Source organism: Vibrio cortegadensis, from assembly GCF_024347395.1.
Lineage (GTDB): Bacteria > Pseudomonadota > Gammaproteobacteria > Enterobacterales > Vibrionaceae > Vibrio > Vibrio cortegadensis.
Genome location: NZ_AP025475.1, coordinates 1 through 21068 on the forward strand (window position 1 = coordinate 1; position 21068 = coordinate 21068).

39 protein-coding genes and 1 pseudogene are annotated in these 21068 nt (G+C 47.0%); 2 read left to right on the plus strand and 38 right to left on the minus strand.

What is annotated here, in order from left to right:
• Window positions 1-227 precede the first annotated feature (227 nt).
• Window positions 228-404, plus strand: coding sequence for a hypothetical protein (locus OCV39_RS20500; RefSeq protein WP_261890244.1), 177 nt, complete (start codon window positions 228-230; stop codon window positions 402-404).
• Window positions 405-2531: 2127 nt separating this feature from the next.
• Here OCV39_RS20500 and OCV39_RS20505 read toward each other — a convergent pair.
• The 12 genes from OCV39_RS20505 to OCV39_RS20560 all read right to left on the minus strand — a co-directional run bounded on the left by OCV39_RS20505 (window position 2532) and on the right by OCV39_RS20560 (window position 9917).
• Window positions 2532-2720, minus strand: a complete 189-nt coding sequence (locus OCV39_RS20505) for a hypothetical protein (RefSeq protein ID WP_261890245.1) — start codon at window positions 2718-2720, stop codon at window positions 2532-2534.
• Between the two features lie 63 nt (window positions 2721-2783).
• Window positions 2784-3218, minus strand: coding sequence for a hypothetical protein (locus OCV39_RS20510; RefSeq protein WP_261890246.1), 435 nt, complete (start codon window positions 3216-3218; stop codon window positions 2784-2786).
• 408 nt (window positions 3219-3626) lie between these two features.
• Window positions 3627-3947, minus strand: a complete 321-nt coding sequence (locus OCV39_RS20515; protein ID WP_261890247.1) for a hypothetical protein — start codon at window positions 3945-3947, stop codon at window positions 3627-3629.
• A 510-nt stretch (window positions 3948-4457) separates the two neighbouring features.
• Window positions 4458-4958, minus strand: coding sequence for a hypothetical protein (locus tag OCV39_RS20520; protein ID WP_261890248.1), 501 nt, complete (start codon window positions 4956-4958; stop codon window positions 4458-4460).
• On the minus strand, window positions 4930-5184 hold the full coding sequence (locus tag OCV39_RS20525) for a hypothetical protein (RefSeq protein WP_261890249.1): 255 nt from the start codon (window positions 5182-5184) through the stop codon (window positions 4930-4932). Before OCV39_RS20525 ends, OCV39_RS20520 begins: the two co-directional genes overlap by 29 nt.
• Window positions 5185-5719: 535 nt before the next feature.
• Window positions 5720-6085, minus strand: coding sequence for a hypothetical protein (locus OCV39_RS20530; protein WP_261890250.1), 366 nt, complete (start codon window positions 6083-6085; stop codon window positions 5720-5722).
• 746 nt (window positions 6086-6831) lie between these two features.
• Window positions 6832-7053 (minus strand): hypothetical protein, encoded by a 222-nt coding sequence (locus tag OCV39_RS20535; RefSeq protein ID WP_261890251.1) that lies wholly within the window; start codon window positions 7051-7053, stop codon window positions 6832-6834.
• A gap of 184 nt (window positions 7054-7237) precedes the next feature.
• On the minus strand, window positions 7238-7624 hold the full coding sequence (locus OCV39_RS20540; protein WP_261890252.1) for a hypothetical protein: 387 nt from the start codon (window positions 7622-7624) through the stop codon (window positions 7238-7240).
• 1002 nt (window positions 7625-8626) lie between these two features.
• Window positions 8627-8824 carry a hypothetical protein gene (locus OCV39_RS20545; protein ID WP_261890253.1) on the minus strand — a complete coding sequence of 66 codons (198 nt, stop codon included), beginning with the start codon at window positions 8822-8824 and terminating at the stop codon, window positions 8627-8629.
• A gap of 162 nt (window positions 8825-8986) precedes the next feature.
• Window positions 8987-9238: a hypothetical protein gene (locus OCV39_RS20550; protein WP_261890254.1), complete on the minus strand. Its 252-nt coding sequence runs from the start codon at window positions 9236-9238 to the stop codon at window positions 8987-8989.
• A 125-nt stretch (window positions 9239-9363) separates the two neighbouring features.
• The gene (locus tag OCV39_RS20555; RefSeq protein WP_261890255.1) at window positions 9364-9615 is read right to left on the minus strand and encodes a hypothetical protein; all 252 of its coding nucleotides are present in this window, start codon (window positions 9613-9615) and stop codon (window positions 9364-9366) included.
• Between the two features lie 131 nt (window positions 9616-9746).
• Entirely contained in the window at window positions 9747-9917 is a 171-nt protein-coding gene (locus OCV39_RS20560) for a hypothetical protein (RefSeq protein WP_261890256.1), read from the minus strand.
• 72 nt (window positions 9918-9989) lie between these two features.
• Here OCV39_RS20560 and OCV39_RS20565 point away from each other — a divergent pair, with 72 nt between their 5' ends.
• Window positions 9990-10280: a hypothetical protein gene (locus OCV39_RS20565; RefSeq protein ID WP_261890257.1), complete on the plus strand. Its 291-nt coding sequence runs from the start codon at window positions 9990-9992 to the stop codon at window positions 10278-10280.
• 226 nt (window positions 10281-10506) lie between these two features.
• On the opposite strand, the gene OCV39_RS20570 is transcribed toward OCV39_RS20565, so the two are convergent.
• The 26 genes and pseudogenes from OCV39_RS20570 to OCV39_RS20695 form a co-directional block, all read right to left on the minus strand.
• On the minus strand, window positions 10507-10686 hold the full coding sequence (locus OCV39_RS20570) for a hypothetical protein (protein ID WP_261890258.1): 180 nt from the start codon (window positions 10684-10686) through the stop codon (window positions 10507-10509).
• A gap of 88 nt (window positions 10687-10774) precedes the next feature.
• A complete protein-coding gene (locus OCV39_RS20575) occupies window positions 10775-11182 on the minus strand; it encodes a hypothetical protein (protein WP_261890259.1) in 408 nt (135 codons plus the stop codon).
• Between the two features lie 340 nt (window positions 11183-11522).
• Window positions 11523-11684: a hypothetical protein gene (locus OCV39_RS20580; protein WP_261890260.1), complete on the minus strand. Its 162-nt coding sequence runs from the start codon at window positions 11682-11684 to the stop codon at window positions 11523-11525.
• Window positions 11685-11873: 189 nt separating this feature from the next.
• Window positions 11874-12071, minus strand: coding sequence for a phage tail tube protein (locus OCV39_RS20585; protein WP_261890261.1), 198 nt, complete (start codon window positions 12069-12071; stop codon window positions 11874-11876).
• Between the two features lie 127 nt (window positions 12072-12198).
• Entirely contained in the window at window positions 12199-12360 is a 162-nt protein-coding gene (locus OCV39_RS20590) for a hypothetical protein (protein ID WP_261890262.1), read from the minus strand.
• On the minus strand, window positions 12351-12536 hold the full coding sequence (locus tag OCV39_RS20595; RefSeq protein WP_261890263.1) for a phage minor tail U family protein: 186 nt from the start codon (window positions 12534-12536) through the stop codon (window positions 12351-12353). The genes OCV39_RS20590 and OCV39_RS20595 overlap by 10 nt, the downstream gene beginning before the upstream one ends.
• A 271-nt stretch (window positions 12537-12807) precedes the next feature.
• Window positions 12808-13149 carry a phage tail protein gene (locus OCV39_RS20600; RefSeq protein WP_315973076.1) on the minus strand — a complete coding sequence of 114 codons (342 nt, stop codon included), beginning with the start codon at window positions 13147-13149 and terminating at the stop codon, window positions 12808-12810.
• Window positions 13097-13228: a phage tail protein gene (locus OCV39_RS20605; protein ID WP_261890298.1), complete on the minus strand. Its 132-nt coding sequence runs from the start codon at window positions 13226-13228 to the stop codon at window positions 13097-13099. Before OCV39_RS20605 ends, OCV39_RS20600 begins: the two co-directional genes overlap by 53 nt.
• Window positions 13225-13605 (minus strand): head-tail joining protein, encoded by a 381-nt coding sequence (locus OCV39_RS20610; RefSeq protein ID WP_261890264.1) that lies wholly within the window; start codon window positions 13603-13605, stop codon window positions 13225-13227. Before OCV39_RS20610 ends, OCV39_RS20605 begins: the two co-directional genes overlap by 4 nt.
• 28 nt (window positions 13606-13633) lie before the next feature.
• The gene (locus tag OCV39_RS20615) at window positions 13634-13867 is read right to left on the minus strand and encodes a hypothetical protein (RefSeq protein WP_261890265.1); all 234 of its coding nucleotides are present in this window, start codon (window positions 13865-13867) and stop codon (window positions 13634-13636) included.
• A 162-nt stretch (window positions 13868-14029) separates the two neighbouring features.
• Complete coding sequence (locus OCV39_RS20620; protein WP_261890266.1) at window positions 14030-14374, minus strand: major capsid protein; 345 nt, start codon at window positions 14372-14374, stop codon at window positions 14030-14032.
• Window positions 14375-14426: 52 nt separating this feature from the next.
• Window positions 14427-14801, minus strand: a complete 375-nt coding sequence (locus OCV39_RS20625) for a major capsid protein (protein ID WP_261890267.1) — start codon at window positions 14799-14801, stop codon at window positions 14427-14429.
• A complete protein-coding gene (locus OCV39_RS20630) occupies window positions 14801-15016 on the minus strand; it encodes a major capsid protein (RefSeq protein WP_261890268.1) in 216 nt (71 codons plus the stop codon). The genes OCV39_RS20625 and OCV39_RS20630 overlap by 1 nt, the downstream gene beginning before the upstream one ends.
• A 59-nt stretch (window positions 15017-15075) precedes the next feature.
• Window positions 15076-15417, minus strand: coding sequence for a hypothetical protein (locus OCV39_RS20635; protein ID WP_261890269.1), 342 nt, complete (start codon window positions 15415-15417; stop codon window positions 15076-15078).
• Complete coding sequence (locus tag OCV39_RS20640) at window positions 15417-15542, minus strand: hypothetical protein (RefSeq protein WP_261890270.1); 126 nt, start codon at window positions 15540-15542, stop codon at window positions 15417-15419. The genes OCV39_RS20635 and OCV39_RS20640 overlap by 1 nt, the downstream gene beginning before the upstream one ends.
• Window positions 15543-15642: 100 nt before the next feature.
• The gene (locus OCV39_RS20645) at window positions 15643-15861 is read right to left on the minus strand and encodes a hypothetical protein (protein WP_261890271.1); all 219 of its coding nucleotides are present in this window, start codon (window positions 15859-15861) and stop codon (window positions 15643-15645) included.
• 231 nt (window positions 15862-16092) lie between these two features.
• On the minus strand, window positions 16093-16434 hold the full coding sequence (locus OCV39_RS20650) for a S49 family peptidase (RefSeq protein WP_261890272.1): 342 nt from the start codon (window positions 16432-16434) through the stop codon (window positions 16093-16095).
• Window positions 16424-16591 carry a hypothetical protein gene (locus tag OCV39_RS20655; RefSeq protein WP_261890273.1) on the minus strand — a complete coding sequence of 56 codons (168 nt, stop codon included), beginning with the start codon at window positions 16589-16591 and terminating at the stop codon, window positions 16424-16426. The genes OCV39_RS20650 and OCV39_RS20655 overlap by 11 nt, the downstream gene beginning before the upstream one ends.
• Window positions 16592-16634: 43 nt before the next feature.
• Window positions 16635-16979 (minus strand): hypothetical protein, encoded by a 345-nt coding sequence (locus OCV39_RS20660; RefSeq protein ID WP_261890274.1) that lies wholly within the window; start codon window positions 16977-16979, stop codon window positions 16635-16637.
• A 129-nt stretch (window positions 16980-17108) separates the two neighbouring features.
• Window positions 17109-17660, minus strand: a complete 552-nt coding sequence (locus tag OCV39_RS21230; RefSeq protein WP_390903280.1) for a phage portal protein — start codon at window positions 17658-17660, stop codon at window positions 17109-17111.
• Between the two features lie 11 nt (window positions 17661-17671).
• Window positions 17672-18175, minus strand: a complete 504-nt coding sequence (locus OCV39_RS21235) for a phage portal protein (RefSeq protein ID WP_390903281.1) — start codon at window positions 18173-18175, stop codon at window positions 17672-17674.
• Window positions 18150-18299 (minus strand): hypothetical protein, encoded by a 150-nt coding sequence (locus tag OCV39_RS20670; RefSeq protein ID WP_261890275.1) that lies wholly within the window; start codon window positions 18297-18299, stop codon window positions 18150-18152. The genes OCV39_RS21235 and OCV39_RS20670 overlap by 26 nt, the downstream gene beginning before the upstream one ends.
• Window positions 18299-18499, minus strand: a complete 201-nt coding sequence (gene gpW / locus OCV39_RS20675) for a gpW family head-tail joining protein (RefSeq protein WP_016786049.1) — start codon at window positions 18497-18499, stop codon at window positions 18299-18301. Before gpW ends, OCV39_RS20670 begins: the two co-directional genes overlap by 1 nt.
• A 3-nt stretch (window positions 18500-18502) precedes the next feature.
• A pseudogene (locus OCV39_RS21240) lies at window positions 18503-19848 on the minus strand (terminase gpA endonuclease subunit).
• A gap of 5 nt (window positions 19849-19853) precedes the next feature.
• Entirely contained in the window at window positions 19854-20270 is a 417-nt protein-coding gene (locus OCV39_RS20690; protein WP_261890278.1) for a phage terminase large subunit family protein, read from the minus strand.
• Between the two features lie 92 nt (window positions 20271-20362).
• On the minus strand, window positions 20363-20596 hold the full coding sequence (locus tag OCV39_RS20695; RefSeq protein ID WP_261890279.1) for a hypothetical protein: 234 nt from the start codon (window positions 20594-20596) through the stop codon (window positions 20363-20365).
• Window positions 20597-21068: the final 472 nt, after the last annotated feature.

Consider the following 21068-nt stretch of genomic DNA (forward strand, 5'->3'; position numbering starts at 1 on the left):
GGATCGTAGGAAAGTGCTCATTGAAACAAGTTAGCATTCTGAACTTGACCTCTGGTGACTGACGGTGACGTCGGCTCAAAACCGGAAATCTGGCTAACAAGCACTACTTTGCGGTGATCTAAATCGAAGTCGTAAACAGCTTTTCGGATTGAACCCGAAACGCGCGCTCATATTCCTGGTTAACTGTTACCTGTGATGAGGTGGATTATTGGGCGAAAGTAAAATGGTTGAGCACCCACCAAGATAATGTGTTGATGAATCACGATGCTATCGCTTTGATGTGTTACTGGCGTGGAATGTCTGACGGCCTTGGTGGCTGGAAAGGCGAATACCAGCAAGCATGCCGAATGCCGCCGCCAATGAACAAACCATGTATGTATTCCCCTGATGAAAGGCGAGGTTGAAGAACAGAGTCTGAAAAGTTCTGATGGCGTTGTCACGATGCCTGCGAAGAAAGTGCGCCAACCATACAAAGAAGCGTTTCCGCACTTATGGCTGCGATAGGTTCCCAGGACTTGAAACCGCTTTTTTTGTTTCATCAAAAAAAAACAAAACCCCGACTTTGCGATCGAGGTTTAAGACACAACCAAAACCGCCGGAGACGATCATGTCTCTGAAAGGACTATAACAAAAAATCGTGGTGCTTCTCTGGGAAGAACTTTCACTATGCTGCTGCTCATTTAGTGCCCGGTGGCTGGAGAAGATTTCAATTTGAAACTGTTGCAAAAACTTGCTATCAAGAACTGCTCGCCACTAATCAAACTAAAAGGAATAAAACGTGGTTAAACTTTGTGCTAAAAGAAATGGTCTGACTTTACTCGGGGTTTTTTGTTTATCATGATGAAAACAAGTGATGACCTTTTCTTCGGTAAAAAACAAAACGATTTTAGATGGTGAAACGCATGTTAACTTTTGCTTTTGTGATGACGATACGGTGGCCTGCTTGAACTTTGGCTGCATATCTTACCCCGCACCGCAAACCATGTGTTTTGAATGATGCCTGCGTCTTTATATCGGTAAGGTCTGATTAAAAGTTCGCACAATCTGGTAACAAGAACGGCACCGTGAAGTGGTGCCGTTAATGCTTTAGTGCATCGGCTAATTCGTGAAAAGGCGATCTGTCGCTTCGAAATCGAAAGGGCGGTTTACGAGAAACTGCCGCAACTTTTTTTCGGTCGCGAACTCGTGAAAAAAAAAGCGCGTTGATCCCGTATCCCATCCGCGCCGGCGCCGGTAACTCCTGTAATGACTTTCGGCTTCATCGGTTCGACCATTCTCAATTCTTTGAATGATGCTTACGCTAATGCCTGTCGAATCTGACATTCTATCTTGCGAAAATTCCCTGATTTCGCGGTATCGCCAAAAATGGACAATCGGACAATCGTTTTCATAAAACTACGCGTCACTATTGATAGGTTTTACTGCAAATCGTCACTATTGACGTGGTTTGTCGTTAATCTGCTTATGTGATCGGTACGTATTTTTTTTGTTGTTATCCATGCCAACAAACGTGCCATAAAGCGTGTCCCCAATGTCATGGTGTTACGTGTGAAAGAGACACCCCTTGCGCATTTCGAGAACTTCGTGTATTCTGATTCTGAAATGCAAAATGCGCTCAAGTAATGTTAGTTGAACTTGGAATTGTATGAAAAATTTGAAATAAAAAATTATCGGAACAGAAATGATGGCTGCGGCGGCTGAGCTGGTTGATTATTACGGAGGAAATGAGCATGAGTGCGGCGTTACGCTACTAAAAGCTTTGCGGAATGGTTAAAGGAGGTATACGGAAAGGACTCCACGCAAACCGCAATTGTCTGATGTCGTGTGGCATGTTTTCTATGATGTCGCTTCTGACTTTCATCGTGGCACCCTTCATAACGGCGAACGAAAAACCCTTTCGGTTTCGGCTGGGGGAAATTGATTTACTGGTTATCTTTGCCAGCTGGCAGCTTCTTCAATGTTCTCATTGTGATACAGGCTGCAATAGTGACAATCCCCACGACAACCAAATGCCAATTGGCACAAAGGTTGGAAGGTGAAAAAACGCAGTTGAAAAACCGCCCGAAGATGTGATGATAAAACAACGGCGGCGGCGGGCGAAAGTTGAATGAATGACGTCATCGCTGATTTAGGTTTGGTAAGTTTATTTATTCCCCTGTGAGGACAGGGTGAATAAACCGTGATGGTGGCTTTGTCGTGAATATCGGCAAATAAGTCGGCCTAAGCCCGCTTTAGGTAACCATTTTCGTCTGGCTCATCATCGTCTGATCCCCCCTCGCGTCATAATTCACTGCTTTCACGCTTTTTCGGTGCTTCGCGTGGACGTCATCAATCGGGATGAATGGCACCAACTATCGGCTTGCGCCAAACTGTTTTCAATGGCGGTTCAATGGATCGAAAGGTCGAATTGCAAAATCAGACCTTTATAATTACTGGCTGGCTGGCTGGTTGAACCGCGATCGCCATTCGTGGCAGGCCCATGTTTTACCATTCGGCTTCGCTTAACGCCAACGTGAACACCTTCACCCCACTCAACGGGCATCAAACGTTGGCGTTGTCGCCCATTCTGATAAGAAATGCTCGCAATCGACCGCTTTGAGCATAACCTGTGCATCATCGGCCAGTGCTACAAAATCAGGTAATTGAGTTAAACATCCATCCATCGGTTTGAAAATGAGTATTGGCGGCGGCGGTAACGCTTTCTTTCGACGAATACGCATGCCGAACCGCCAAGCTTCGTTTCATCCGTTACGCCGAAAGCACGAACTTTTCGGGCTTCAAACCTAAATCACCTGGCGGCAAACAAAAGCACCGTTTCCGGCTTCCATGTTTCGGTCGTCGTTACTCGACTTCAATACCATCGGGTTCTTCTTCATCAATGAACTTACCGGGCGCTCTGCCTTTTGCCAGCATGTTGTCGGGTTGGTACTGATAATCAAATACGCTGCGGGTTCATCCCGAACCGGCACCATTTGACCATAGTTCAAAGTTGGCTCTGCGCAACCAACGGCAACAAGCACCTTTTGAGCATCAAACAGTGTGCTGTCATCGTCGTAAAATACTGCGTCGAAATTGCCACGCTTTCCATACTTCATGTGGTCGTAAAAGCCATCATGGCCTGTCTGGGCGTCGGTTAACCCATCGTCGTGATGATGTATCGAACGGCTGGCGCAATATCCCGGTTGCGCTACGTTTCTGTAGTCAACCGCCAACTCCATCGAAATTTGCGGCTTACGGCAGGGGACAACGCAAGCTTGTTTTCGGCACTGCGTGACAAGGTATTACTACCGCGATGGAATACGAACGACCGTGGTGGTGAAGTTTCGTATTTATTGATTAGCCTTTCTGATCTCGATTTAGGCGTTTAAATGTCTGTCGGTCAAATGCTCGGCTATCGTCTTTGTCCCCAGTGATACGGTAAACACTTCTGGTGCTGCCTTGCGCCCTAAGTTGATATGGATGGTATTCCCCATCTGATCACGGTGGCGCCGAAGCGTTTAAACTGCTGGTTCCAGTTACTTTCCCCCGCGCCATTCGTCATGACTCGCGATTCTCTGCTGAAATAGAGCCATTGTCGTTCGTGTACCCAATACCATCGGGAAACTTCAAATCGGCTATTTGATCGGTTATCTCTGACTCAGGACAAGCGTAGCAGCCGGCTGCTTCACCTGTAAAAGCGTTCTCGGCGTGATTCGCCAATCATTCGTCATCTGCTTTGTGATGAAAAAGTTCCACCAGATTGTTCGGTGCCTGCGAAGGTTACAAAACGCTTCAATGTTTGCTTTTGGTTTGTTTTTTATTCTTAATAACAAAGCGTCCATCATCCTTACCGAAGAACTTGATGGGTAAGTGGCGAGCATCGAAAAGGGACGTACTAACAGGTAGATATTACCGTTGGCATCGATAACGCGAACGGCATAAAACTCCATGCCGGTTCCGGTGGGCATCAATCATGCCGGTCGCATATTCAATCTGGGCCAGGCCCATTGAATGGCTCATAATGGAAATGAGATGCTGGTACATAATCTCCGTTTACAATTATCGAAGATCTCTTGTGACCAAAAATTTAATGTCTGATGTAGCCTCAGCTCGCCAACCACCGTAACCGTGACTTTCGAAACATCACGCGAACCAGCGAACCTGCCACGGTATGACATGCCCCGCTTCCCCATTCAACAGGCCAGTACTCCGATAAAAGCCATCAATTCGCTCAAATCAGCGTCGTTGTATTTTGGGCTATTCGAGTGGTATTGATTTCGATAAATTCGCGGCACCTTTTAGTTCGATGCCGGAAGTCGACGCAGTTCAACTTCTCGTGATGTTTTTTTGATAACTTGGGTGAAGGTGACGTCGGCACCAGGTGGAAAAGATCTGATAGTCGTATCTACACCATATTTTGAAACTGGCGTATCACCAATAATAATATTGTCGCCATTAAGCTTCTATATCACCAACGCTTACGGAGATAGGTAGCAGCAGGAACTCATCATCTCAGCAAAATACCAATGAGGCTCACTGATAATATCAGGGTACGTTTTATGACGACCAAAAAGCTCAGGAATGATCCCCAGTAAACGAGGTTGGTTCCCCTGAGCATTCGCATCATAAATCGGACTGCCTTCCGGTGTGGTTTTCTGAAAGGTGTCTGGTATTTGATTCATGACGTAAATGGCCATGCCTGCCGATACCACAGCAACAACCGCCATAATTGCGGTGACTGGATCCTTTGGCTCAGCGTAGAGCTCTATTAAGTCACCATCTTGCCAAACATACTCAGACCAATCTAATGATGTTAACTGAGAGCCATTAACTCGATAAGAAAAAGGCGGCGTTCCTGAAACGTAATAACCTTTAATGTTTGCAGACATCCAAGCATTAAGCGTCTGACCAGGTACTACGGGGCAGAACTCTCGCTTAGATAAATCTAACTTATTTGGGTAAACCACCAATATAGTCATGTTCTATGTAATACCTCGTAATTAACGCCATTCGCTCAAACTCAGAAAGTCTCACTAAACGTGGCTTTCTCAATTTTCGCCCTGTATGTGCGACTTTTAGACCGTTTTCAGTGATGACAACACCAACATGAACCAAGGTTTCTCCAATGAAATGACAAGCTATCGCGCCATCTATTGGTTCTGTTTTACAAAAACCAGTAACCACCTGATCATAACCATCCGTCATGCCTGATTTATCATCGGTGAGACAGAACCAAAGCCCAGCATCGGGAGTTCGTGATGGTAGTGACGGACTAAAAACAAACCCCCAACAATCTGGCCCTGCGCCATCGCGACCGTGGTCGCAATATGTTTCATCAAATCGTTAAGTGTCATTAGGAACCTTGATATTTAACCGCGGCAACTGTTGGTGTGTAACGGCGTTTTGGCCAAGCTCTATTAACTGATCGTGAAATGAGGGCGGCAACGCTCACCGTTTGAATGTTGTCTTTCTCCGAAACGCACGCTAAGCTGCGGCTGCGCAGGTGATTGAATTAGTGGATAGATAAACTCGGTAAGTAATGATTACCTTTCCTCCGTCCCGATGCCTTATCAATGAAATGACGGGCCTCGCCCGTCACGATATCGGTTGGAGTGAAGACTTTGCTTTCCTTTCACGCTTTTAGCGGAAGAGATAAAGCCGGGCTCGAGCGTACTGCCATCTTCAAGCCCCAGCTCTGTTCCTTCCTCGCCATCTTCTCGAACAGAATAAAACCCGTCGGCTAGGCGAATGACTGAATCAGCATCGCCGCGCTGATTTTCTTTTCATTTTGAATTTCGAGAAGTGTGTATTGGAATTTCATGGCGAGGCAGAAGGCGTAATAAACCTCTATTGATTTCATTACGCCCTTGACTGACAATGTCATGCATTTTGTGGTAAATCGCATCATCATCGTGCGTATCGGCGGCAACGTAGGATGCGCATGATCGAGGCCGCTACCATTTTTCGCTGCTTCTTGAACTAATGCGGCATCTTTTTGTAACCAATATCGTATTAAAAGCGTATGTGACGGCTGTAAAAAGCTTTCACGCCGTTCTAATTCTGATTCCGCTTTTTTATTCGTTACCAAACTTAAATGCGGCGTCATTCCATATTTCCATCTGAGGACGTGCGATCGCCTGAAAAGCTTTCTGGTTTATCAACTGGGCCTGAGTTCCAAGCCAACGGCGAAAAAATCGGCATTTGAGCTATTCCCCTTAAATGAATTGTCATTTTTTACCAGACACCTTGACTCGCTCGGTGTTTCGATAAACATCATTCCGGCTGACAAGCTGATGCGAAATATTGCTGCCGTCTGGCGAAACACCACCTGGCTGGGTTGTGATCGAATCCGTTGATGCCAGCCAATGAATCGAAAATCACCAGAAATAGGGTCGCTTATGCGTTATCCCAGATCCGGAATTACTGGCTGTCCTTCCTCCGCGCCCTCGCTTTCACTGGCGATCTTCTATGTGCCAAGCGGTCATTATTATCGGTCCTGCTGGCGGAACGGACCGGACAACGTGCAGTGCCAATACCATCGTCGTCGAGAACACTTTCGTTAGGATACGCCCCGCTATTCGACATTTGCCACCCTGTCGAGGCTATCGCCAATGCTGAAACAAAATTTCTGGCTCTGATGGGTTAACAGGCTGCGCTGAACGCTGTTCTGAAAGTTCGGTAATAATATTTCGCTTGCCTTCGGTGAAGTCGATAATTTTTGCTTCTTGGCGTTCTGGCGTAGAACCAGATAAAACGGCTGGTTTTTCATTTGACTCTGAAAAAGTTCCGAAGCTGATTGATGCCTGATCGGGAACAATACCTCGTGAATATGATACAATGATTCGTTGCCGGTTATATACGCCTGTTTGGGCGAAAACTATCGGTATCGGTGGCTCTTTTTATCATTGCTTTCGAAGTAAAGGCCGCTGAAACGGCCTGATCTTCCGGTAGATTTCTGGCCGAAGATCGAATGAACGCAGTATCATCATCATCTTCTATCGGGAATATCAATAGGGCTTTTGTGTGTTGGTTTTGTCGTACCAGATAACCGCCGATGCGTGCTTTGCTCATCATGGCCGCGGCTCTAAAACCACCGATGAACCAGTGCCCTGTTATGTCGCCGTCGCCGGCGAAACTGGAATATATTCTGTTGCTATCCGGTCGGCACCCGGAACAAATCGCCCTGATATCGGCTATGCCCGGGTACACCGCGGCTAAAATAATCGGGAATTTTCAGCATAACTAAACGCTTTGTCGACTATCGACACAACCGTTTGTATCCGGCTTTGCCTCTGGTTTGTTTTGATGCCCCCCTGTCGGCGCCAGCAAAACTGTCGTACGTTTCGGCCGCTGACGCCCTGCCCGGTCGCTTCTGTGTTTGAATAACATCGGCTTTACGCCGCCACCGGTTGACCGCGAAACCCACCGTCTTCACCGTATAAGGCTTTACGGGGGGCTTATAACATCGGAGAGGTATAACCTTGCCGGTAAATACATCGCCGGGCATTACGGCAATTGGTGCTGTGGTATGTTTCCGCTGGTACAAATTCCCCGGCATATCGATAAACCCATTTTCCACGCCATCTTCTAAAAAGTCGCTTTTCTTCGGTGCTCTTTCCACGGTCGACCACTTCATCAATATCATCGTTAACTCTGATTAGCCCCCTCTATAGATGCGGCTTCAGCTTTATGAACGTAGTAAGCGATAATGTGGCAAAGATGGTGACGACGCTTCTATGAATCTGGCTCCGCTAAACAGGCTTGAAACAAATGAATATTCATTGGAGCTCGTATTAAAGTATCCTAGATAGCTTTGCTTATCGTCATAAAAAATGCCAAATTCGCCGCGCCACTATATCATCAACAACGTATCCGATTCTCGTTTGACTATGGTTTCTGTGTGACTGGGATGTATGGTGTGGCCAACCATCCGGTATATCTTCTTCATTACCGTCGGTTTTCTAATATAAAAACCGGACTGTGATTTATCGCCGTGCTCTACCCTTTTAAACGAAATGCTATCGAGTCGAGTCGATAAAATATCCACTTCCTTTCAAGCTGATCGATATTGATCATGCTGCGACTTAACCCATTTAGCACCATCCCAACCATACAAGCCGTTTTTGATCTTGTACCGGATCATTCCAGACTTGAGCTAATGCCGCTCCCGATGGGGGCTGGCGGGTAAATCAGCTTTTGTCTTATGGCGGCGACCCTGGACCATGGCCAATAATACCTGCATAGGCGTCATCAATGGCTTTAGTGATCGTTGGCAGAGAAATCCCATCATTAATAATGCCCATAATCACCTTTCAGAACTTGGTTTAACCAATCAATATTCTTTTGAAAATCGGCCACTAGCTGAAAAAATTTGTTGCTGTTCGTTATTTCCAGCTCTCCGTGTAATAACGATTCATTTCGCGCCATCAACGAACTCATCTGGTATGGTGCAGGATTTGTCCAACTGTGTTCTCTTCACTCTGGTGAGGTATTGTCTGATCTCACGCTTCGCTGAATAAAGAAATCGACCGCCCTTTTTCTTGGCATTTTCAAGGGGTGTTGAATCATTCGTATATCAACTGGAACAACACCCAACTCGGTACGCTGATTCAACCGAAACCTGCCAATTCCGCCTGAAAAAAATGTTCTACCCATCCCAAAAACTGCGGCTTCGTATTAGTAAACGCCATTCCAATGTTTGCTCTGCGGAACAACTGGAATCGACGCCTTTGCCGAAGTTCGGCCTGACGTCATTTCGCTTCTTATTCGATTGGATTGTTGTTTTAATACCGAGAGATGTGAAGTGTGGATGAGGAAGAAAATCGGGGTAAATCATTCCGTCCATTTATACCCCTGTCTGGCCGTGCCAAACGTTCGAGACATTGCTTGTGACATATAGGGCCATCTGCGTCCATATCGGCCAAAACGCATTTGTGATTCTTCACCATCACTACCTTGCTCTTTTTTTTCTCTGTGCCTTCTGGCGCTCGAAAAAATGTTCACGACATTACCGCCAGTTCTCATACCTGCTGTTTTGCTGAGAAAAGCGCATAGATGGGTCGTTCGATGCCGAGCGATGGGTATGCATAGCCGTGACGGCTTTATACATCTGGGTCAAGTTGACTCGCTGAATCGTTGGTATAAACGCGCTCGCCTGTTTTAAAAGCCAAGTACCTTCTGCTGGTATTTCACCGATACCATCATGGGCCATACCTGCGATACCTTGACCGATGATCATGCCGGCACTAACGCCAGCCATCGTCTGATGCTGCCGCCATGCCTGCCCCGCTATAGGGCCAAGTCAATCGGAGGCAAAGACCATTGCAGCCATTGCTGCAACCTCACCTTGGATATAAACCTGAGGCGGCGGCCATTGCTTTTGCGCTAAAAAGCCGCTTTTGAATGACAGGGCGCTTTTTGGCGGTTTTGTTCAATCCCCATTTGACCAGCCGCTTGCATTTTCATGCCAAGCATTTGTTGCTCTAGTCTTTGTTCTGTTTTCAGCTCTCTGGCGTGCGCCTGCTCGGCTTTTGTTTTCTCATCTTTCCTTGCGTGTAAAGGCATCGGGTTCACGCTGAATGATTTCATCTTGACGGCGTTAATATTCTTGCTCGGCTTAGGATAAAAAAATTTCATCGGCACGTTCTTTATTCGGCAGCGAGCACATCCATGGTTTCATAACCCGACGAATTCTTGTTCCGACTTGAAGGTTTTCAATATCAGTGGCGCTGTTCGTCGCTAACTTTTCTCTCTCGCTGGCACGATACTTATCGAAGTGATGAAGGCGACGCTGCTCCTGCGGCGGTTCGCTCTAACTCAGTATTTGCAGGAAGAACCTCCTGAGCCTGCTTGTCATCATTTGAACTAGAGGAGAATTTAAACGAGCTGGCAAAGCGTTTTGCTGTTCGGCTGGCTGTCGTTCGGTGCTTGAAGCTCATCTCTTCGCTTCATCCCGATCTCACGCTGTAAGTTGAACCGGCTATTTTGCTCTTGCCAAACGGTTTATGCTGGTGGGCATTGACATCGGCACCCTTCGTATTCTTTCGGCTCTTCCTTCACATTCGATCATCTCGCCGAAATTTCTCGGTGCTTCTCTAAAAGTGTTCGTGACCGACCAGTGTTGTTGTGTGGCTTTGCAAACGCTTCTGTTGGTTGGTGTGTCTTTGCGCCGCTTTGTTAAATCGGCCGCAAACTTGACTTGGCATCATCCCGGCGGCGAGGGTGGCTGCTCACTTGATGCTGAATGGGTGCCAAGCTTTGTCGCGGTTCCGCATCGCCAATTTGCTGATCATCTGGCTTGAATTGACCCGAATGTCGCTGTTTAACATCGCCGCATTCAAATAAACGTGGTTGAGAATGAGCTTTCATTTCGCTCCTCACCTTTTTCGAAGCAATGGCGACAAGGCGAATGCGTCGCTAACAATCTGCTCTAAATCGTTAATTGCTCTTTCATCGTTAACGTCGCATCATCTCTTTTAACTTTCACCTACCTCAGGACTTGCAGGCAGGCATCGGCGGTCGCGCCAACTAACGGGCAACATTTTCAAAAGAAGTCTTTAAACTTTCACCTTCGCCTTTTGACGGTGAAGTCACCGGCTTATCGTTCACGTCGCGGATGTCGGCCATTTTATCGCCGGATATGCTGTACTGCTCGGAGAGCATAACCAGGGCTTGAATTTGTTCAACTGGACGAGCGACGACCGCCATTCGCTCTCTCACGGGCTTTGCTTCTGACGCACCATGTAATGCGCGGCGATTATGCCCGATACCTGCCTTCTATCATCCCCGTGATTTGTCATTGGCGCCCATATCGCTGGCTCATATTGTGCCGGCCACTTGCGTCTTTTATCGGAAATCGGCGGTGGCATCGTGCTGCGGCAGCTTTTTGCTTCAACCGCGCGGCATTTTGCGTAATCCATCTTTCTGAAGCGGCGGCATCGGCATTGGCGGATATTAAATCGGCTGTTTGAGCGCTCAAAGCATTCTCCAGCCGATTCGCCCATGGCCATCGGCTCTTCGTCATCATCTTCACGGGTTTCTTCTGGTTCAAACTGAACGGCCAATCGCGGTTGAGGACGCGAGGTGAGTCTAACAATGCTCTTTCGCGGCGACGTTCCATTAGCCGCGCATAAAGGCAACAAGCCGCCAATTCACCGCTATCGTCTCGCGTGAAACAATAGCTGGTAATCTTCTTGCCATTCATGCCAACTCAGCTCACTGGAGCAGGCATGCTGGCGCCACCCCCGAACTTTCTCGGCAGATCCATGGCGAACGCCTTTTCGGCCCCTTTAACCTTTTTGTCGGCTGGCTCCAACTGTAACTTTCTGTTCGCATCTTTCTCTTCGCTGGTCTCTTCGGCTTCTTTGGGAGGGGTTCAGAAAAAACCGCTTTCTCTCGTGCAATAACTTAACTGGCTCTGGCGTCGTGTGACATCGCCGTTTGACGACGTTCTTCTAACTCGGCTGTCTTTGATGGCCATGAGCGACAAGTCTTGATTGACAATAAAATTAACGCGAACCGCTTTTAGGCATTTTTCCATGGCTTCAATACTGTTCGAACTCGCTCGGCATCTTCGGCAAGCTGTTTTTGTTGAGTTGGCTTTCTAAATCTGACGCAATAATCGAAATCAAACGCTCATAACCTGATGCTATTTCAATATTATCCCTCGAAATCGGGATGCTCTTTTTCTTCGGGAACGTTTTCATAACTATCCTTGCGCTGGAGGGCCAGCCAATAATTCTTCGGCCGTTTTAGGCTGACCAACCGATTTGATTTTGATAGTACGGGTCGTTTTTTTTTGCCGGCCTTACTAATGGTTGATGTAACCATTCAATACATCAACCGCACCGTTCGGATACTTTCGGCGATAATGGTGATCATCATCATTGTTCACATCATCGACCAACTTCTGCTGCTGAAACGCCTGGTGGCCATGCAATGGTGTGTGTAGTTTCACCTGCTGACTTAGTACCTGGACTGGTTTTACTCCAATCGCGCTTTAGGATCATCAGGTAATCGTCTTCTTCGTCTTCGGCCGTAATTTCACCTGGCTGAATCTCTCGAATTTTGGCAATTTGATCACTTCGTATCATCGGTGTAATCCGTGATGGCAATAATCTTCGCCATCTTTTTAGACGCCGGAACGTAGTGCCTGCGCCTTTGGTTGGTGTTGTTAGTGCTGTCATTTTTGCTCTTCTTCGCAATATTCAACGGTAAACGCTAAGTCAAGCGTTCCCCACGGCTGCTCATCATCTCGACCATAATCATAAGAAGTTCGGTTGCAGAGAGAGCGGCCCCGTTAGCGGTATAATGCCCTGTGATGATTTTTAGGATTTCTGAGCCGAACTTATCTAACTCTGGATCGGTAAAAGTTATCTGCAACCAAGTACACTCGGATGTTTAATACGGCTTGCCAAAGTTTCATCAAAATCTTCATCGGTCGCTGTACCATCTGCAAGCGAAACCGACACAGCTGGTATGTCACCCTCATAGCCTTCCATTTCAGGAACTTCAATAAAGGCAGGTAGACCATTAAAAAGTGGCGACCATTGGGTCACCACTATCGGTTAACAAACCGCTTTTTTAAGTCTGCTATCACTTGCTCTCGAATTTGGGTGTTAATTTCCACGGCCTACCTCTCGACGAACAATCAACCGAACCTGTTGCTGCATCGCACTAACAAGTTCTTTTTGGCATATCTGTTTTTATCAACGCTTTACTGTGCTTTTGAAACGCGTTCGTTATTTCATTAACAATTGGAACTTTACAAACCTTGCCATTGGATAACAGGCATCCTGGTCCGCTGCATGATATGCCAGCGTCCATTCTTCAATTTCTGCAAAATGCGTTTTCAAACTTATGTCGACCAACAACAATCGCAGTGTTTCCTGAATGCTCTCGCTTCTGGTAACGACCATTGCTGCCTCTTACCGACTGGCTAACCATGTAACGACCTTTCTTGCGTCGTATCTGTGTTCGAGCGGTATCAATAGAAATAGCTGGCACATCAAACCGACGAACACGAACGTAAGCAACTGGCATTTTCCCGTTCGCTTTTTCAAGGGAAGCCCGTGGTCGAATAACTTTTTGCTTAATCCTTACGGCTTTAGCCGTATCTTTAACTCGACCGAGAAATGGCACGGGTGGCGACGCGGTTAATAGCCATAGCACTCGCTTTTGGCACAGCACTTTTTTGTAACGCAGAAAGGTTATTAACCGCCTGCGTCAATTCTCGGTCTAAGTTATTCATAAGATCACCTGAATGTTCCCGCCGTCTGGGTATGGGCCGCTTGTGACTGTCAGTGTTCGTCCTGTGCTAACAAATTCAACCTTGTCACCCTTTCGAGGGCGAACTCCGTCGCTAGTCTTGAATGATAACTTGCGAACCAAGCCTGCCATGGCATCGAACTCATTTAACGACTCGTCATAAACAGCTTGAATTGCTTCACCACCATTTACTTTCACCATAACGCCAAATGCAGACCAAATCGTATCGTCTGCTTCAGCCATCGCTTGGTCGAATTCATTATCAAACGTCGACATCCTCAAACACCCTAAGTTCTCAGCGACAATAGAACGAGCACGTTCTTCAGGTAATGAATGGGATTTATCACCCTGCAGCACCATTTTTTTCCAGCGAGAGTAATTTCAATATTCACGCCTTTAAAAAAGCTTGACCGTGCGGTTTTGCCCGTAGGTTCTGCTGCTTGCGTTTCCGCTTGCTGTGGTTCTGGCTGCGAAGCTTGCTGGTCTTGCTCTTGCGGCTTCTCATTAGATGACTCACACGGGTATCAGCATCGCCTTCATCCGGCAGTAGCGATTCCAAGCGAGCGATTTCTTTTTCAAGATCAGCATTGGTCTGGTCGCGGTTGACCTTGGCATACTCCACCCTGCTTCATCAAGCGCAGCTTCTAAAAATCAAGCTGAGCATTAAGTTCTGTTTTATTGGCCATGTTGCTCTCCGAAAGTGATTGCGACCATGGTCGCAATCACTTTCTTTAGGTCAAAATTAAATGCGTGCGTAACACGCTTCGTCGGCATCCATCCAGCATTACTGGAATCGGTGCTGATTGAGTCTGCAACCATTCCGCGCTTGGGTTTTAGTAAACCAGTTAGATGGGTAACGAGTCGCTTCTACAATGCCCATCGCATTGGCTTCAACATCTTGAATCGCACCATATGCAAAGTAGATTTCAACATCAGAAGAAGTCACCATCACGCCGTTGTCATCCACATAAAGTTGATCGACACCTGCATCATCTTCATACGCGCCCGTGTAAACAAAGAAGTCGAACTCACCAATTGAACCAACCCACTTAAAGTTGGCGTTATTCAATGCTGCAGTTTCAGCTTGTGAACGCGAACCGCGGCGAGTATCAATGCATCTTTCACACATGTGAAAGAACGGAATAAACGCCAGGCTGCACGGCCCATATAGACTTCATTCGCTACCAAGTTACAACGAGACGCCCAATCTTCGATGTCTTCCATAGGTTTTCACTGTCTTTCTCCAGTGCGCTCCATTTGTCAGCACCGGACAAAGTAACGTTGTTCTCAGGGCTTCGGCCATAGTCGATATGGATGGCTTCAAAGCTTTCACCTTCCAACGTCACACCGCCAGTTTTGAGCACTTCACACAACATCCACTCTTCACGACGCTCAATGCTTTCATACTGCTCATTCAATAAGTCAGCACGAATAGCATTCAAGCGCTGCGCTGGCGACAGTTCACCCATAAGCGCTTCACCAGGCTGACGCTTTAGAAGACGATCAGAGGTTACGGTATCCGTTGGTTTCACATAAGCCAGTTCGACCGAAGTCATCACGCCACCTTTTGCTTTTGTGGCTTACCGGAAATCATTGGTGAAACAAGCGGGGCTAACTTTCGACCTTTCTTAATCTTGTCGAATGCAATCGCTTTGGTCGGAAAAGTGATTTCGCCTTTAACTAAACGCTTGCGAAGTGCAGGCACATATTGAGGCGGCATTTGCTGCTTGAGTGCAATAAGCACTGCAGTCGTTAAAGCTGTTAATTTCATGGATACTCCAGAAATGAAAAAGAGCCATAAAGGCTCTTTTATAGAAATGAAAGAGTTGGTTATGCTGGCGACTGAGTACTAATCGGCGTACCCGCAAACAAACCTGATTTCAGCTCGTCACCCATGCCTGCCGGATGATAACACGACAGCAGGGTCGATGCTAATCGCTTTGATAGCTGTGTGAGTTTTTTTGCGCCACTCGTAGCATCAACAGCAAAAGATGAAAGGAATTGAGCCTTTTTCGTTGCCGCGACAGCTGCTTTGTAATGACCGCTGGTTTCATCATGTACCAGTGGAGTGTACTGAGCCACATCTTCACCAGATGCGATAATTACCGTCACATGCTCAATGTCAGTGTCACCTGTAATTACTTCGCTGTAATCTAAATTTTCGGTTGTCATTATTTCACTCCCGTTGCTGCTTTAAAGTCAGCCAAGATTGCAGATGCTTGTACGTCAACAGAGCCTGTTTCCGCATTTTCTTCAACACCGTCTGCTGACAGATTTGGATGTTCTTCGGTACCCATTGCTTGAGCAAATGCATCAGAAGCAGGTTTTGCACTGAAGATGAAGCCGCCACGGTTGCTTTAGGAGCTACAGCAAGAATACCTTTTGCTTCATCAACACTCATGTTGGTATCATCAAAGCTAAATGGTTAGCTAACTCACCACGACCTTCCGCTTCCGCACAGCCCATAATGCCTTTAATGCGAGAACGTTCATCGGCTTGTTGAGATTGCTCAGACGCAGACTGAGCAGGTTCGGTTTCTGCAGGCGCTGTAGTGCTCGCTTGTTGCTCTGTTGCCTGCGAGTCGGCCTGCTTTTTTTTCTCTTTGTTCGGATCCATGACGTTTCCTAATGTGGTTTACTGATTTCGGTTTGTTAACGTGCTCAATGAACTCGTTAAGGATGGTATTACTGCTGACAACTTCTTGTGCGAAGCCAATATCAACAACCTCTTGCCCTGTGTAGCATTCCGCCTCGGTACTAAGTACATCACCAACGCTCATGCCTGTTCCTCGCGATACGGCAGAAGCGAAGCTGCCACGCGTCTTTTACAGTCAGCAAAATTTTGTCTTTACGGTATTTGATAACGCTTCGTATGGGTTTCCGTCGACCTTATGCTTGCCATCAAAAGAAGGGTCATATTGATCCCATAATCATCCAGCATCTTCGACATATCAGCGTGAGCCACAACAACGCCTACCGAGCCCAAACCGCCGCTTTGAGTAACAAGACGACGTGAGCCCTGAGCGTGTAGCCATTGCCCTGCTGAGTAAGCCATATCTTCAGATAGGGTCCATACTGGCTTAACCTTGCTGCATTGGTGAATCAAGTCGCCCGTATCAGGGCAACCGTAGACGCTACCGCCTCCGGTATGAAAAAGCAGGAATACACCCTTTACGTCCTTATCTTGCATAGCGAAAGCCACTTTTCGCTTGATAACGTCGTATCCGGTGTAGTTGCTGCTGCTCCACCGGGTTGTGAATCAATGCACCCTGAATACGGATAACCGCGATACCATTAACAACTTGATAGGGTTTCATTTTGGCGTCGTGTGAAATCCCTGTTGCCAATGCCAATTCCTGCATTGATAACTTGCTGGTATCTAACTGAGGCTTAAAACCACCAAAGGAACGAACTAAGCTGACTCGGCGCTAGCAAAACCGGACATTGGTTAAACTGGCTGATTATTTGGTTCATTTTGCTCCCATTGTTGGCTGGTTCGTCCGGTTGCTCAGGAGCAAACTGCTCGGCCTGCAACCAACTTGGTCTTGGTAATCCTTTCTCTTCGCGAATCTTCATCTCACGCATTTGCTGTTCAAACACCTCGATGTAATCTTCGCCCATCTTGGCCAGCTCTTTCTGATAAGTAGAAAGACCGCTTTCGATAAGAAGAATGGACTCTTTAACTTCTTTAATACCATCAATCGACAGGCGGCCTGAGCCAATCCAATCCCACAACGGCAAAGTGCAGAACGTGCCTGCCAGAAATTCGTTCCTTTCGGAAGCCTGACAACACCTTTTGCAACAGCCTCTTCCAGCCATAGCGAAAAAATACGAGTAGCAAATCGCGAAGCAATGAACTTGCGATCACCCATAAAAGTAACGCCAACTTTCATTCAAGGCTGCTCGAGCACTGGAGTAGTTAGAGTTTTGGAAGTTGTGAGTTAATTGCTCAACGGAAACACCAATACCAGATGAGATGTATTGAAGAATCGACATCTCCAACTGGCTATAACCATTATCAGCATTCGATGGTCGCTGTAGGTTTAAGCTTTCACCTGGCATTAAGTGAGACACTTTCGTGCCATTCATGCGAATGTTTGCGCCACGGTGGTATTTATTCACCGCGCCCATCCAGTTCCACATGTTCTTTTGTGTTTCTTCACCGCCAGTTATAAAGTTGAAAGCTTCGGTCGAATCTAATTCTGATTCAATCGTAGCTGCAAACATGGCGTTGACGATGGCGTTCTGCAGCTTGGTTTGCTGCAATTTATCCAGCATGTGCATCTGACTCATAACTGACATCAACGCGTTGGTACCGCGAGATTGCCCATCGTCTTTTGCATCAAATACGTGAATAAACTTACTTCGGCCCCACCACGTTTCTTTGCTAACGTAGCGGTAATTGTTCGCGATCATGCCAAGTGGCATCATCGGATTAATATCAGCGACGTAATACCCTGAGCCTGACCATGACGGCCATGCTTAATCCCGCCACGAATATCTGAATCCATCAGCGTGACATTGCCCGGGTTTCGCACTCGCTTTGGCGATATCATTTTAATAGAGGTGGAATAACCTGCGTGTCGGTCTGGTATCCACTCCGCTGCAGCCATTACGTCGCCATAATTAAAATGCTGACAAATACCTGCTCGGACTAACATGGTGAAAGTCCGCTTTCGCTCTGCATCAATGTAACAACGGTCATCCTCGGCATATTCCAGCCAAGCCGCCTCTACATCGGTTTTTAAGTCCATGAACTCATCTTCAGTCCAACCCAATCGACGCCACATTGGCTGCCAATTAAGTTTGAAGATATGACCAACAATGTTATCCAGGTGCAGACGCATACCGCCTGCTGCATAACCATGGTTACGAACTAAATCGTCTGAGCGAGCGTTGCTTAAATCAAGGGCTTGGCAACAGGGCTGCATCTTCCGTCATTAACGGTGGCGTCCACTCTGCCAATTGACCGCCAAACCCCGCATTTCCACCTTCGTAACCTGCCATTTGCCGAGCTGGCATTCCAGACGGATGCAGAATTTGTACGTCTTTCATTAAATCACTCCCGCTGGGCCTCGACGCCTGCTTTGTCCTGCAATACTTTCCAGCCGCTGAATTTCACTAAGCAGGCTTTGCTTATCTGCCGGACTGTATTCAACCCGACGACCATCTTTTTGAATGACGCGAGCTGACTTACCCATCAATAGATTTTGATAAGCCAACCGCATTTGATCTAACCGTTGCTGATCTGTCATGTATTACCCCGATGCGGCACCTAGTGCCTCAATATCTATTTCGTCTTTACTGGATGATTGAGGTTCGCTGAGTTCGGATAAATTAATACCGAACCGGCTAGTTGATATTCTGAGAGCAGCGGGGGCATAAACCAGGCAATCTAATGCCTCGTTTCGTCTACCTTCGTTATCCCACCTCAGAACTCGCTTGCCATTCACCAACTTTTCAACCAGTCGCTCTGATGCGAGTTGCTGGCACACCACCTCATCACAAACTTCATCATTCAACGGGAGGTGCATAACCCCATCCATTGGTTGATCTTTGGCTTGTGGTGACTTCTCCATCTGCAAATACAGCAAGTCTTTCGCGGTATCAGTACCGATTTCAGTGTGATAAACGCCGTTCTTATTGCGCTTGAGTGGAAATGAGGCGATTTGCTTGCCGTAAGTACTGGCACCTTTAATTGGTATGACACGGAATAGACCGTGCTTTTTACTGCGTTTGTTGACGATATCAGGGTCAATACCACCCGTATCCCAACACCAACGAGCCACGGTCATTTCAGCGCCGTTGGCTTTTTGTAGGTTTGATTGATAACTTTATCGACCATTTCCAAGGTGCTTTCTTTGTCGTAATCACCCATGCAAATGGTTTTGTTGATCAGCCATTTTTCATCATTTTGGCCCCAACCCCACGTGTAGCATTCGTATCGGTTTCGCTGGCTATCAATACCGCCAGTTAAGTAAACCGCCCCATCAGGTACCGGAGCGTTGTAAACTTCTCGGCGCTCTTTAAGCACTTCAAAATCTAACTTCTCACCGTTCTTATCTTCATAATCCTGACCAAGAACCGTGTTAATAAATGTCCGTTCGTTTTCAGGCTTGCCTCTGGCTCGAAGCCATTCATCGACAATTTCACCCCAACCATCAAGGTTGAGTGAGTAAATAGCATTGATTTCAATGCCAACGTTCCGTGGTGGTTGAGTTCTGAACCCATTCTCAGAGAAGAAATGGATCCCGTCTTTTGTCCATGTGAAGTCCTCTGCCATCCATCGTCCTTCCTGCTCCATTTTGGTCAGGTCGGAGTAATGGAAAGACTCGCCACAGTCGTTCACGTTGCTGCACTTGTAATGCGCCGTTCTGGCTTTCTTTTCAATAGTTTCTTGAGTGTCGTCCCACAGTAGGCCGTACTCTTTTATCTCACCGTCGCGTTCTCCAAACTCCAGCACCTGCTCAGTACCGCAATGAGGGCATGGCAAGTAGAAACGGAATGTAAGATCACAATCTTCAAGGATGTTCGAGATATGCGAGTGACCAACAACCGTTGGCGTTGTACCAAATATGGCTTTTGGAAAGCTGGCCCCTTTCAAACGCTTTAATGCAAAAAGCTTGATAGGGTTACCTTCGCCTTTCCACCTTTGCCAACTTCAAGTGGCCAGGCGTTAACCTCATCACCGACCACGACTTGTTTGGTTAGTCGTCGGAAGTTACCTGGTGATGTGGCGCCTCGAAAGTCTAGGATTGAACCAATCATGACTTTCTTTGAAACTTTGTTGTGCTCGCTCTTTACGTTCCAGTCGGGGAAAACTCGCTGAATAACGGGCATCTCTGCAATAGCAGGATCAACTTCATCAACCACAAAGGCATCAGATTCATCGTCGACTGGCTGGTAAATAACAGCACTGCGTTTTTGTGCTCTGCTAAGTAAAACAAAGCGGCTACAACCATTTTGTGTAACCGAGACGTGCGGACTTTTTACAGCCAACAAACGAATACTGTCGTTTGTCATCATGTTAAAACGCCGCCACCTGCAGTGGTTGCGTTACCCAAGCACCTGCTATTTGAGAGCTACCCTCTGGTAGTCTGAAATATTTGTCCGACCATTCAACTCCGGTTAACGGTATCGTCGCCTTCAATGGATTCAAGGCTCGCGAAACCGCTCTCGATATCGCTATCTTCGTATGCTGAGAGATCTGGTTTAACGTCTGCAAGCTCATTCAATGCCATAGCCAATTCTCGCTTAAGTACCTCGATTTGCTCTGGCGGCATATCCGGCCATGCCATCTTCAACTTCGGTAGCCACGAATCCACTCGGGTTCGCAACGCAATCGCAACCATTGAAATGGTGTCTGTGATGATTGAGATAGGAGCATATTGTTTTCGAGTACCAGGCGCTTTGTTCGGTTGAGTAATATGCGTTCTTCACGCTCATCATTCTTGAGCTGTTGTTCGCGCTGTTTTCCGATTCTTCGGTAGGTGTTTCCGGTTCTTCTTCAGTCGGTTTTCGACTGACTTATAACTGATGTAGGAGTGAATGCACTCCATAGGATCGATACCGTCTCGACCCTTTGCTTTCGGCAGTACGCCTTGGTTTTGCAGGTTTCTGACTTGGCGATCTGAAATGCCAAGTAGGTCACCGATTTGCTTCTGGCCAAACTTGATATTCGGATTAAAAGCTGCTCTTTCATGCGGAAACCGGAAACCCTGAAAAACGAAAAAATTTAAAAGTGAGAGGTTTTCTGCGAGGTCATGCCCCGTGGGGTTCCAGATACGCCGGAAGGACCCATTGCGACCGCGGTCGCATTAGACA